At 35.8% G+C, this 13,641-nt stretch carries 10 protein-coding genes; 3 read left to right on the top strand and 7 right to left on the bottom strand.

Annotated features, from left to right (window positions below; translation table 11 throughout):
* Nucleotides 1-59: 59 nt before the first annotated feature.
* The 5 genes from IWX83_RS02420 to IWX83_RS02400 all read right to left on the bottom strand — a co-directional run bounded on the left by IWX83_RS02420 (nt 60) and on the right by IWX83_RS02400 (nt 6,996).
* Entirely contained in the window at nt 60-3,227 is a 3,168-nt protein-coding gene (locus IWX83_RS02420) for an efflux RND transporter permease subunit (protein WP_196827399.1), read from the bottom strand.
* Between the two features lie 90 nt (nt 3,228-3,317).
* Nucleotides 3,318-4,379 carry an efflux RND transporter periplasmic adaptor subunit gene (locus tag IWX83_RS02415; protein ID WP_196827397.1) on the bottom strand — a complete coding sequence of 354 codons (1,062 nt, stop codon included), beginning with the start codon at nt 4,377-4,379 and terminating at the stop codon, nt 3,318-3,320.
* Nucleotides 4,380-4,383: 4 nt separating this feature from the next.
* Nucleotides 4,384-5,724, bottom strand: coding sequence for a TolC family protein (locus IWX83_RS02410; protein WP_132065232.1), 1,341 nt, complete (start codon nt 5,722-5,724; stop codon nt 4,384-4,386).
* Nucleotides 5,725-5,726: 2 nt separating this feature from the next.
* On the bottom strand, nt 5,727-6,323 hold the full coding sequence (locus IWX83_RS02405) for a TetR/AcrR family transcriptional regulator (RefSeq protein ID WP_073354816.1): 597 nt from the start codon (nt 6,321-6,323) through the stop codon (nt 5,727-5,729).
* A 151-nt stretch (nt 6,324-6,474) separates the two neighbouring features.
* Nucleotides 6,475-6,996 (bottom strand): YceI family protein, encoded by a 522-nt coding sequence (locus IWX83_RS02400; RefSeq protein ID WP_073354814.1) that lies wholly within the window; start codon nt 6,994-6,996, stop codon nt 6,475-6,477.
* Between the two features lie 213 nt (nt 6,997-7,209).
* On the opposite strand from IWX83_RS02400, the gene IWX83_RS02395 reads away from it, so the two are divergent.
* Entirely contained in the window at nt 7,210-8,184 is a 975-nt protein-coding gene (locus tag IWX83_RS02395; RefSeq protein ID WP_073354812.1) for a polyprenyl synthetase family protein, read from the top strand.
* Between the two features lie 158 nt (nt 8,185-8,342).
* Nucleotides 8,343-8,693 carry a hypothetical protein gene (locus IWX83_RS02390; RefSeq protein ID WP_132065229.1) on the top strand — a complete coding sequence of 117 codons (351 nt, stop codon included), beginning with the start codon at nt 8,343-8,345 and terminating at the stop codon, nt 8,691-8,693.
* Here the strand turns inward: IWX83_RS02390 and IWX83_RS02385 are convergent, their stop codons facing one another.
* Together IWX83_RS02385 and IWX83_RS02380 are read right to left on the bottom strand one after the other, a co-directional pair.
* Nucleotides 8,694-10,025 (bottom strand): alkaline phosphatase, encoded by a 1,332-nt coding sequence (locus tag IWX83_RS02385; RefSeq protein ID WP_196827395.1) that lies wholly within the window; start codon nt 10,023-10,025, stop codon nt 8,694-8,696.
* Between the two features lie 9 nt (nt 10,026-10,034).
* Nucleotides 10,035-10,577: a hypothetical protein gene (locus IWX83_RS02380; protein WP_073354806.1), complete on the bottom strand. Its 543-nt coding sequence runs from the start codon at nt 10,575-10,577 to the stop codon at nt 10,035-10,037.
* Nucleotides 10,578-10,697: 120 nt separating this feature from the next.
* On the opposite strand from IWX83_RS02380, the gene IWX83_RS02375 reads away from it, so the two are divergent.
* Nucleotides 10,698-13,472 (top strand): 2-oxoglutarate dehydrogenase E1 component, encoded by a 2,775-nt coding sequence (locus IWX83_RS02375; RefSeq protein WP_196827393.1) that lies wholly within the window; start codon nt 10,698-10,700, stop codon nt 13,470-13,472.
* Nucleotides 13,473-13,641 lie beyond the last annotated feature (169 nt).

Raw genomic sequence — 13,641 nt, 5'->3', positions numbered from 1 at the left:
AAAAACAAAACGACCTGCTCAAACTAATGAACAGGTCGTTTCTTTATTAAAAATAGGACTTAGTGCTTTGGTGTAAAACCATCTTCACTCAATTCTCGATGCTCATAATCAGCAACCATTTCGGCTTCATAATCTACTTTCTCACCTTTAGAGAATTTAGCAATTAGTTTCTCCATAATTTCGTAAATTACTGGAACGACAATCAAGGTTAGGAATAAGGAACTTATTAATCCACCAATAATTACCCAAGCCAAACCATTTTTCCATTCGGCTCCAGCTCCAGCGGCTAATGCAATTGGGAACATACCAAAAACCATTGCAATTGTTGTCATTAAAATTGGACGAAGACGCGCATGATTCGCTTGAATTAAAGCCGTTCTAATTGTTTCGCCGGCGGCTCTACGTTGATTGGTATAATCCACAAGCATAATCGCGTTCTTACACACCAGACCAATAAGCATGATAACTCCAAGAATAGTAAAGATATTCAAGGTGTTATTTGTTAAGGCTAATGCCAGTAATGCTCCAATAAACGAAAGCGGAATGGCAAACAATACTACGAATGGATGCACAAAACTGTCGTACAAGGAAACCATTACTAGATAAACCAAGATAATCGCAGCCAATAAAGCAATTCCTAAGGTTCCAAAACCTTCAGACTGGTTTTCTTGATCACCACCAAAAATGTAGTTTACACCCGTTGGTTTTTTCAGTTGATCTAATTTTTCTTGCCATTGTGAAACAATTGTTCCAGCAGCAACTCCTACGTTTTGCCCTTTTACCGTTACCGATGCCGTTTTATCTCTTCGTTCCAATTGGCTTGGACCAGAACCTTCCGTTACGGTTGCAAACTGGTTTAACTTGATTTGTTGCCCCATATCATTAATAAAAATCAAGTTGCTTACATCAGCAATACTTTTTCTATCAAATGCATTGTATTTAATGTTTATGTCGTATTCGTATTCCCCAGCTCTAAAACGTCCGTCGGTGTTTCCACTAAAAGCAGTTTGCATAGTCATCCCTACAGTTTGTAAGCTTAAACCAAGTGCAGCCATTTTATCGCGGTCTACTCTTACGTTTACTTCAGGATTTCCATCCTCTACTGATAGTTCAATTTCAGTTGCTCCTGGAATGGTACGCAATTCTTTTTCAGCAGCAATAGCGAATTGCATTGCACTGGCTACATCTGGACCGGTTACAATCAAATTCAAAGTCGCATCTTCAGCCGTTCCTAAAATACCTACTGGAACCGTTTTAACTTTGGCTCCAACTAATAATTTCTCTAATTTTCGTTTTGTTTTTGCGGCATATACATTTGCAGGTTCATCGCGCTGGTCTAATCCAACCATTTTCACGTTGATTTCTGATTTGTAGGCTGTTGCTTGCGAAGCGCCAAGCCCACCACTGATTTGACCTACAATAGTAAACTGGCTATGAATAAAAGCTTCTTCTTCTAAAAACGCTTCTGCTTTTTGCGTCATAAAGTTGGTTTGTTCCAGCGAAGCATCTTTTGGCATTTCGATTTGAACTAAAAACTCTCCACTGTCTGAGGCTGCAAAGAATTCGCCACCAATAAATCCTGCAGGGACTAAGGCAACCGAACTAAAAAATAAAACTAAAACAATGGCAAGTGTTGTTTTATAATGATCCAAGGACCACGTTAACAATCCGGAAATCCAGTTGATGAAACGGGTTAAGTAACTTTCAAATCCAAGAATAATTCTTCCGAAAAAGTTTTTACCTTCAATATGTTCTAGTTTTCCGTATCGCGATGACAACCAAGGAATAATAGTAAACGAAGCAACCAACGATAATAAAGTAGATATAATTACAGTTACACAAAATTGCGTAATGATATTAGAAACCAGACCAGAACTCAATGCAATGGGTAAAAATACCACCACAATTACAAGTGTAATCGATACTACAGTTCCGCCTATTTCGGCCGTTCCATCGTATGCAGCACGCACTTTGTTTTTGCCCATTTCCATGTGCCTGTAAATATTTTCAAGAACCACGATCGCATCATCTACAAGAATACCTACAACGAGGGACAATCCTAATAAACTCATTAAGTTCAGGGTATATCCCATTAAATAAATTCCAATAAAAGTGGCAATTAATGAAGCTGGAATCGACACCATTACAATCAGCGAGTTTCTAATACTGTGCAAGAAAAATAACATCACTAAGGCCACTAAAAGTACGGCTATAAGTAAATCGTGTACTACCGCATCAGCAGCTTCAAGAGTGAAAACGGTACTGTCTTTTGCTATTTCTAATTTTAACCCATCGGCTTTATAGTCCGTTTCTAGTTTAGCAATTGTTTTTACCAATTCTTCGCTTACCGCAACGGCATTGGCATCTGATTGTTTTATGATTTGTAATATAATCGCACTTTTCTGATTGACACGTGCCACTTTTTCAGTGATTTTCTGCGTATCTTGAACATCGGCAATCTCACGTAAACGAATTTGAATTCCGTTTTTTGAAGATACAATTAGATTTCTTAGCTCCTCAACATTCTTGTATTTTCCAGCCAAACGGATTAATATTTTTTGCTCTCTCGTTTGAATATTTCCTGTTGGGAAATCCAAGTTCGAGGATAAAATATTTTGTTGTACCTGTGGAACCGAAAGGCCATAAGCCTGCATTTTTACCGCATCAAGATTGACTTGAATTTCTCTTTCTTGTCCACCCGTAATAGTTACTTGTGCCACACCTTGAACTCTTGAAAGTACGGGTGCTAATTTTTTATCTACTAAGTCGTAAAACTCAACTTCGTCCATTTTGCCGTTGGCACCAATAGTCATAATTGGTAAATCGCTCAAAGAAAACTTGTTTAATGAAGGCGCTTCCGCATCATCGGGTAAGTCGTTTATGATGGCGTTTATTTTACGTTGTGCATCATTCATCGAAATATTAACATCAGCATTAGATGTCAATGTTATCGAAACCGAAGATAGACTTTCAAAGGACTTAGAGTCGATCTTCTTGATGTTTTCTAAAGAGGAAATCGCGTCTTCAATCTTTTTAGTAACGGTGTTTTCCACTTCGCTAGGTGATGCACCAGGATATATAGTAGCGATTGAAATTACGTTAGTTTCAAATTTTGGAATCAATTCGTAGCCTAATTGGCTGTAGCTGAACAGCCCTCCTAAAGTTAGTATCGTAAACAATACGATGACTAATGAGGGACGTTTTATGGATATTTCTGCTAATTTCATTTTTTTATTTTAAAAGAGTGATAAGTGATAAGTGAATAGTAAATAGTAAAAAGCTTTTGGCTAACAACTGTTCAATAATCACTAATTACTTTATTTAATAACATCTACTTTAGATCCGTCTTGAAGGTTGATTTGACCCGTAACAATTACAGTTTCACCCTCTGAAAGTCCGTTTAAAACTTCTACTTTATCACCAAGAATTCTTCCGGCTGTAACTGTTTTCAGTTTAGCAGTTCCGTTTTCGATTACAAAGATTTCGTTGCTGCTTACACTTCCCACAAAAGCATTTCTAGGTACGACCATTAACGATTGTTTTTGTTTACTAGCACTAAAAGCAGCAGTTCCATACATTCCAGCTTTTAGGTCATTGGACGCAGTATTAGCAATTTCAATCTCTACAGGAAAGTTCAGACTAGCATCCGATTTTGGTGCGATGAAGGTAATTTTTCCAGAGAATTGAGCATCTGGATACACACTAGCGGTAACACTAATTGAATTGCCTAATTTTAAACCTGCTACTTGATTTTCATTGACATTTACTTTCAGTTTCAATTTGGAAACATTTACGATGTCAAATAATGGAGTTCCAGCCCCAAGAACAGATCCGGGTTCTACATATTTTTTATTTACAATTCCGTTGATTGTGGCTTTGATATTGGTATCCCCGATGTTTATTTTTGCTTGCTGTAATCTTGATTTTGAAGTTACCAAACTCAATTTAGCTTGGTCTAATTGTTGTTTTGTAACTCCACCTGTTTTATAAGCGTTTTCAAAACGACTGTAATCTGTTAAAGCATTTTGATAGGAGGCCTGTGCAGTTTGCAAGTCAGCTGTAATTTGTTCGCTTCTTACAATGGCTAGCGTTTGACCAATACGTACTCTATCGCCTTCATCAACTAAAACACGAACTACTCTTCCTGGTTTTTCTGCTGAAAAGCTTAATTCTTGTAGCGGTGCAAAATTTCCATTGGCCACAAAATCAAGGGAAACTTCTTCCGTTTTAACCGTTGCTACTTTTACTGAAATACTAGCATTTTTCTCTGCTACTACAGCAGTTTTTGCTTCATTTTCTTTTTTATTATTGTTTAAAACGTAGGCAATAATTCCTAAAGTGGCAACAATTAGTACTATGGTAAGTATGCTTTTTTTCATTTTGTTAATTATTTATAAGTGTTTTTAATTCGCCTTTTGATTTGATTAATTGTATTTCTGCCAGTTTGTAATCTAATATGGCCGATGTGTAGTTGTTTTGTGCTTCTGTCAAAGAGTTTTCAGCATCCAATAAGTCCGTTAAAGAAGCAAGACCTTGAACATAATTATTTCTGGTATTGTCTAAAACTTCTTTAGCTAATTGTGCATTCTCTTTTTGACTGGTAATAGTGGTTAGGCTATTATCAATTTGCGTTTTAGCATTGGCGAAAGCCAGGTCAAGCGATAATTTGGTATCAACCAAGTCTTCTTTTATCGAGCGCAAATCAATATCAGCTTGTCTTACTTTGGCACGAGTACCAAATCCAGTAAAAATGGGCACTTTCAAATTCAAACCAATGGAAGAGAAATCCGACCAATACACGCCATCAGCTGGTTTGCCGCCAATAGGCATTTTAGGACCTTGACCAATGTAATTGTATCCAGCGCTCAATGATAAAGTAGGGTAATATCCTGCTTCGATTGCCTTTTTTTGATAGGTCAAAAGTTGTTCTTGCTTTTTCAATAGTAAAAATTCTGATCTGTTCGAAGTATTTGGAACTTCGGACAATGCTTGTGGACCTACTTCAAATGCAGTTTGTGGAATCTCGATTTGAGTTTCTATAGGCATTCCCATATAAAATTTCAATGCATTTTCTTGAATTTGAACTGCATTCAAAACTTGCTGGCGCTGCGTGCTGATGTTTGAAATTTTCACTAGAATTCGATCTAGGTCAATTTTTTTAGCTAATCCGTTGTCAAATTGTCCTTTGATAATGTCTTTAACTTTATTGGTGGTTTTAAACGTACTGTCAATAACCGTTAGTTTTTGTCTTTGTACGTAAACCTGATAATAGTTATTGGCTACGCGCTCAATTACTTGTTCCTCTGTTAATTGTTCGTTGATTTGGTAAAATTCTCTGGTCGATTTTGCCGCTTTTAAACCGGTGAAAACCGTTTGGTCGAAAATTGCTTGAGTCAAAGAAACACCAGCGGTAGAAATCCAAGGTTGGCCAAAAGCAGCTTGAATAGTCGTTCCAGGCTGTCCAAATCCTGCACCATCAATTACGGTTGTTTGTATTACAGGGTTGTACGTCAAATTACCATTTGCCGAGATTTGAGGCAATGCTCTAGAACGTACTTCTTGAATTTGATATTCGCTGTTCTCTACTTTCAGTTTTGCTTTTTTAGCATCGGCTTTATTCTCTAAAGCATAGTTGATAGCTTCTTTAAGCGTAAGTGATTTTACTTCTTGTGCATTCGCGCCCAGAGCAAATGACAATATTATTAAAAGAATTGTTTTTTTCATTGTTATGTAATTGGGTTAAGTAAGTTTTTTTCTAATTCGGCAATTCCCTTTTCTGTCGCCATTGCTCGGGTGTGGTATTCCAGTGCTTCCATTTCTAAGGCTGCAGCTTCTCTTTCGGAACGGGTATTTTCATTAATGGTAAAAATCAAAGCATAATAAAGTTTAACATAGACGTCGATATTGATGTCTTTTCTATACAAGCCTTGAGCAATTCCTTTTTCAATGTTTTGTTTGAAACAGCTTTCACATTCTTGAACTTGATACTCTAAAGCCTTTTCGTATACTTCCGGATAATGCTTTTTTAGCTGATAAATAGGAGAGGTGTCAGTAGATTTGAACATGTCAGCAAACATTTTTCTAATCTGGAAGTTTTCCTCAATTGCGTTATAACCTCGAGAAATAATTTCGGTTATAATTTCGTGAACTTCTTTGTGAAGTACTTGTGTGCTCTCGTGTATCAATAATTCTTTATTGGCAAAATACTTATAGATTGTTTTTTTAGAAATACACATTTCACCGGCAATATCATCCATCGTTATGCTTTTGAAACCCAGTCTCAAAAACATATCTTTCGCTTTATTTATAATTTTTTCTTTCATCTTTTTATGCTGAAATATTTTCAGTACGTTTTAATTAAGTTCTATTGTAAATTCAGATTTATATCGAGTGCAAATATAAGAAGGAAACTTTGAACACTAAAATAGTTTCCTTTTTTTTAGAGTTATTTAACGTTTATTTAAAATAGCTACGCTAAGCCGTAAATTCTAGATTAGCAATTAGTTTGATGTCTTGTCCTAAAGCCAAGCCGCTGTTTTGATTGAAGGAGTTAAAGGTTAGTCCAAAATCCTTACGGTTGATTTTACCAGTTATTTCAAATGCTGCTTTTTGATCGCCATTATAATTATTTATCCCAATGAATTCTGCATCTAGTTCCACCATTTTAGTGATGTTCTTGATGGTCAAATTCCCCTTCAAGAAATTGATGTTCTTGTTTACTTTTTCGAATGAGGTCGATTTAAAACTAATAATAGGATATTGATTGACATCAAAAAGGTCATTCATTTTTAAATGCGTGTCTATTTGTTCCAGTTTTGCATCCTTGCTTTTTACATCCAATGAAAATTCGATAGCAGCATCTTGAATTTCATTGTCTTTAACGTCAATGTATCCGTTGAATGTATTTATGGAACCGGCTAGATAAGCCAGTATTGAATGCCTCATTTTAATCAGAACATCAGATTGGTTGGAGTCAATGGTCCATTTAGTTTTCATAATTCGTCGGGTGTATTAAAAATTGAATTGATCTCGCAATCATTTGAAAAAAGCATCTTAGGATTTGAATGGTAAAATTCAAGTGCAAATGTATATTGGAAACTTTGAATACCAAAATAGTTTCCTGTGTATTTTGATTTATTTAACATTTGATCGTAAAACGGAGTTTGTAATGCAAATTGAATACTGTAAATTAGCCGAAAAATTTGTCTTATGCATACCATTTATCAGTATCAAGAGTTTCTGTCGGAATATTTGCACTCACAATATGAAACCAAAGAGCCTAGAAATCTATATGAACCTATACATTATATTTTAGATCTTGGTGGAAAAAGAATGCGTCCAGTACTGACTTTGATGAGTGCTGAGGTTTTTGACGCTGATTATAAAAAAGCACTTCCTGCTGCTCTGGCGGTTGAGGTTTTTCATAATTTTTCGTTGGTACATGATGATATTATGGATGATGCGCCTTTGCGTAGAGGACAGGAAACCGTGCATGAAAAATGGAATTTGAACACTGGAATCTTATCCGGGGATGCCATGTTAATTTTAGCGTACCAATATTTCGAACAATACGAACCTCTTATATTTAGGGATTTAGCAAAATTATTTAGCAAAACGGCACTCGAAGTTTGCGAAGGGCAACAATGGGATGTTGATTTTGAAGAGCGTACTGATGTAACTATTGCGGAATATTTGAAAATGATTCAATATAAGACCGCAGTTTTAGTGGCAGCAGCCATGAAAATGGGGGCGATTATTGCTGAAACTTCTGTAGAAAACGCTAACTTAATCTATGATTTCGGTCTCAATTTAGGTTTGGCTTTTCAATTGCAGGATGATTTCTTAGACGCTTTTGGTAATCCAGAAACCTTTGGAAAGCAAGTAGGTGGTGATATTATTGAAAACAAGAAAACGTATTTGTACCTGAAAGCGGTTGCGTTTTCAAATGAAATGGAAGCGCAGGAATTGAAAACATTATTTTCGATTCAACCTGAAGACAGCACGGATAAAATTGAACGTGTGAAAGCGCTTTTCAATAGTTCTGGTGCTTCAAAAGCAACTCAGGACGCGATACAAGATTTTACATTTAAGGCTTTTCAAACTTTAGATCAAATGAATATTAGCACCGATAAAAAAGAAATGTTGAAGGCTTTTGGAGAAAATTTAATGGGAAGGAAAGTGTAGATTTTTGATTGCAGATTAACGATTTTTGATTGTAGAAGTTTTACTTCGGATAAATAATGGTTTATTTCAAAAATCAGTATAATTCAAATAAATCAAACGTTTAGAGTAGTTTATTAAAATCAAAAATCTGAATTCGTTAATCAAAAATCAAAAATCAAATGTTTATAGTTCCAAAAAATACCGATTTATTGCTTACCGAAGCAGCTGGTGAAAATTTATACTTGAAATTAATTGAACAGATAAACAAGGATTTCAATTTGGCTAATGAAGCAATTGATCTTGCCCTGAGCAGTACTCCAGATGAATTGAAACTGCAATTGCATGAAAAAATTTACCGACTAATACAATACAAGTTTGCCGAATATCTCAACTTGCTTTACATAATAGATGTATCCGAAGAAGAAATAAAAAAACTCGACGGTTCAGATTTAGTAATTCTCGCTGAGCAAGTTGCCTTTTTAATTTTGAAAAGAGAATGGCAAAAAGTATGGTTTAGAAATAAGTATTAGTTATTGCAACTCCTTTTTTAAGATTGTTTTGTTCCACAATTCACTTCCGTTTGCATCAAATAAAGTGAGTTTCATTTGTCGGTTTTCTTGGGTACCCAAAAAGGAGATGGTGCCAAAATTATGCTGTACAAAGGCGCTTCCTGGAACTTTGTATTTATTATCTTCCTTTAAAACCTTTTGAGAGGCAACACCGGATGTTAATGGAGAAACAGTCCAGTCATAAATAGGATAACTATTATTTCTAGGCATCATGGACATTTCAGCAAAATGTCTATCCCCACTTAAAAAGAAAATACCTTTAATCTTATTGGCTGTAATTTCTTGGAGTAGTTTCTCTTTTTCTTCTGGAAAGTGGCTGTAGTTTTCGCTATCGAGTACGGTGTTTAAAATTTGGCCTCCAATAACCACTATTTTAAAACTCGCCTCCGATGCGCTCAATGCGTCAATCAACCATTCAAACTGCGTGGTGCCTAACATCGTTTTAGCTCCTGTAATTCGTGCTTCCGGCGATCTGAAAAACCGTCCATCAATTAGAAAAAACTGTGCGTCTCCCCAAGTAAAAGTCGAGAAAACACCTTCGTTTTGATTTGGGTTCATTCCGTAGTATTTATTCGCCCAAAAATCTTTAAAAGCTTTTTGAGTAATTTGTTTGTTATAAAAGCTACGATCACTGTTGTCTGGTCCATAATCATGATCGTCCCAAATAGCAAAATTTTGAGTTTTTGCTAGTAAAGGCTGAATTTCCTTAATCGATCTAGAGTGAGTGTTTCTGTGATAAATCCCCGTTTTACTGTCCCAATCCGATTCCCTTAAATAGGTGTTGTCACCACCCCAAATCATGATATCTGGATTTTTTTTACTGATGCTTTCAAAAATGGTGTAGCCGCTGCCATAAGGTTTTCCCGGTCTGTCGACTTCGGGTTCGTTAATATACATGCAGCTACCAAATGCAACTGTAAAATCAGGAGCGTCTTCGCGCCATTCCCATAATTTTTTTGATGAAAAAGAAGTTTCGTAAGGCAAGATTACTTTTTTGTTGTCTATGAAAACAGTGTAATTGTATTTTTTGCCTGGTTGTAATTGGTCTAAAATAATATGATAGGTATATCCAATCTCTTTTGAACTGGTATAATTCTCAGAATGTAAGACTTTAGACGGATTGTCAGTTGTAGAATAGTCTACTTTGATAGTGGAATTTTTATTGGTTTGAAGCCAAATAACAGCTTCTTTCATTTCACAATAGCCTACCATAGGGCCAGATTGTAATATAGACTTTTGGGCAAAACAAAAATTTATAGATAAAATTGATAGTAAAAGAATGATTTTTTTCATGGGATGTATTTAAAAGTAGAATCGGATAAATGGCATAAATGCGCTGCCGTAAATATTGTTTTTATCTGTCAAAACATTGTAGCGGACGCCAATTGTAGCATTTCCAGATCGATAACCAGCCCCTATAAATAAGGCTGTATTCCAGTAATTTTCTGAATTACTGTTGGATCCATCTAAATTCACATTGACTCTTAATTGTTCTAGTTCAGCCGAAAGTTGGATTTCATGTAGGGGATTAAAAAAACCTATTGCACTCCCTCCATATAAATGAGAAGCGTAAAAATCCTTTTGTTTTAAATATTTATATTGTAGTCCAACACCTAAAGCGACATATTCATTGAAATTATAAATCACACTTGGCGCCACTGAAATATCCGTATAGCCTGATCCAAAACCTAAGCCAATACCGCCTCCAAATTGTACATTTCTCCAGAACTGATTTTCTAATTGTACTGGCACGTCATTTTGTTGTGCAAAGAGACAACTTGAAAAAAACACAGTGATTATCACCAAAAATGATTTGGAATAATTCAAAAAGCAATTCTTTGTCATAAGTTTCTAGTTTTTTAACAATATTCAATGTAAAAGTATCTTAAAATAAATTAGAAATTTATTGTATTATCGTACTTTTGCGAAACTATTTTAACAAAAAAGGTATATTCACTAAACATTATGGATAGGTTTTCATTTTTAAACGCAGCACACACAGAATTTTTCGCACAATTATACGATCAATATTTAGAGAATCCAGATAGCGTAGAGCCAAGTTGGAGAAGTTTTTTTCAAGGTTTTGACTTTGGGATGACAACTTACAATGAGGAAAACCCAGTGGAACAAATTGCAAATTTTGCCTCTAATAATACGGATGTAAGTTTGGTCTCAGATAAACTTCAAAAAGAATTCAATGTATTGAAATTGATTGATGGATATCGTTCCCGCGGCCATTTGTTTACTAAAACGAATCCGGTTCGAGAAAGACGTACTACATCGCCAACACTTGAAATCACTAATTTTGGACTTTCCTCCGCGGATTTGAGCACTGTATTCGATGCAGCAAAGGCCATTAACATACAACCGTGCACCCTTCAGGAAATTATAGCGCACCTTGAAACTATATATTGTCAGCATATTGGGGTGGAGTACATGTACATCCGTAAGCCAGAAATTGTCGAATGGATTCAGAAAAAATTAGGAGTCAATGACAATCAACCTAATTTTTCTTCAGATGAAAAAAAATCTATCCTGAATAAATTGAACCAAGCTGTTTCTTTTGAAACCTTTTTACACACAAAATATGTGGGTCAAAAACGTTTTTCTCTTGAAGGTGGAGAGTCAATTATTCCCGCTTTGGATGCTTTACTAGAAAAAGCAGCCGATAAAGGGGTGGAGCAATTTGTAATGGGAATGGCACACCGTGGTCGTTTGAATGTTTTGGCCAATATTTTTGGCAAGTCAACCCAAGATATTTTTGGTGAGTTTGACGGTAAAGATTACGATCAAGAATATTTTGATGGGGATGTAAAGTACCACTTAGGGCTAACGGCTGATAAAGTGACGGCTTCAGGTAAAAAAATAAATATTAATTTGGCTCCCAATCCTTCTCACCTTGAAACAGTAGGTGCTGTAATCGAAGGAATCACAAGAGCTAAACAAGACAAATATTTCCCAAATGATTTCTCTAAAGTATTACCAATCGCTGTTCACGGGGATGCCGCAATTGCAGGTCAGGGAATTCTTTATGAAATTGTACAAATGGCGCAACTGGACGGTTATAAAACCGGCGGTACCATTCATATTGTAATTAATAATCAAGTAGGATTTACCACTAATTACCTTGATGCACGTTCATCTACCTACTGTACGGATATTGCTAAAGTAACACTTTCTCCAGTACTGCACGTAAATGCAGATGACGCTGAAGCAGTAGTGCACGCCATGTCATTTGCACTGGATTTCAGAATGGAATTTGGTAGAGATGTGTTTATTGATTTATTAGGGTATAGAAAATACGGGCACAACGAAGGGGATGAACCTCGTTTTACACAACCCGTATTGTATAAAATTATTGCTAAACACAAAAATCCAAGAGATATTTACATGGAAAAATTACTTGCAGACGGAGTAATTGACAACACTTTTGTAAAAGGATTAGAGCAAGAATACAAATCAAAATTAGAGGTAAATTTAGAAGAATCTCGCAAGAAGGATTTAACTATAATTACGCCATTCATGAAAAATGAATGGAAAGGTTTCGAGCAAGTTTCTGATGTTGAAATGTTAAAAAAAGTAGATACCACCTTTCCTATAGCAGGTCTTACGGAGGTAGCAAATGCTATTTGTAACCTACCTGCGGATAAAAAATTCATCAGTAAAATTCAAAAACTGATCAATGATAGAAAAACAATGTTTTTCGAAACGAACAAGTTGGATTGGGCTATGGCCGAACATTTAGCCTACGGTTCCCTTTTGAAAGAGGGATATGATGTTCGTATTTCCGGACAAGATGTGGAGCGTGGTACCTTTTCTCACCGTCATGCGGTTGTTAAAGTAGAAGATTCAGAAGAAGAAGTAACATTGATTAGTAGTCTAGAAGGTGCAACGGGTAAATTTAATATATTCAATTCACTTTTATCTGAATATGGTGTTTTAGGATTTGATTACGGTTATGCCTTGGCCAATCCTAATACCCTTACCATTTGGGAAGCTCAGTTTGGAGATTTTGGTAATGGAGCCCAAATCATGATTGACCAATACATCTCTTGTGGAGAAGATAAATGGAACAATCAGAACGGAATTGTTTTGTTGTTGCCTCATGGATATGAAGGACAAGGAGCAGAGCATTCTTCTGGCAGAATGGAGCGTTTTTTACAACTTTGTGCTAGACATAATATGTATGTTGCGGATTGTACAACACCAGCCAACTTCTTTCACTTGCTAAGAAGACAAATGAAAACAACTTTCCGCAAACCACTTATTGTATTTACACCAAAGAGTTTGTTGCGTGATCCAAGAGTAGTTTCTACAGTCGAAGAGTTTGCGACAGGCACTTTTCAAGAAACTTTTGATGACAATACGGTGAATAAGGAGGAGGTAAAAACACTAGTTTTCTGTACCGGAAAATTCTATTATGATATTACTGCTGAAAGAGAAAATTTGGGTAGAAATGATGTAGCGGTAGTCAGAATCGAACAATTATTTCCATTGCCTGTGGAGCAATTAAAAGATATTATTGCTAAATATCCAAATGCGGACGATTATGTTTGGGCACAAGAAGAGCCTAAAAATATGGGAGCCTATAGTTTCATGTTGATGAATTTCGATTTAGTAAAATGGAGATTAGCATCGTTGAAAGCATACGCAGCTCCTGCCTCAGGAAGTTATACAAGAGCAAAACGCCGTCAGGCAGATGCTTTGCGAATGGTTTTTGATAAAAATTTATATAGATAGTCCTTGTGGTAAACGAAGCAATCGCATCAAAATAGATATTTTTAGGAGCTATTTCCTGCTGTTCACTATATCTTTTTCTCCGCCAAAAAAAGCGGAAGAAAAAGGATGCCGTTGCCATCAGGGCTAAAAAATAGCACATACAATAAACATAGATTGTTCTAGAACAATT

Origin of the sequence: Flavobacterium sp. CG_9.1, assembly GCF_015751645.1 — a bacterium.
GTDB classification, from domain to species: domain Bacteria; phylum Bacteroidota; class Bacteroidia; order Flavobacteriales; family Flavobacteriaceae; genus Flavobacterium; species Flavobacterium xanthum.
This window is presented reverse-complemented; position numbering and strand designations above follow the sequence as displayed.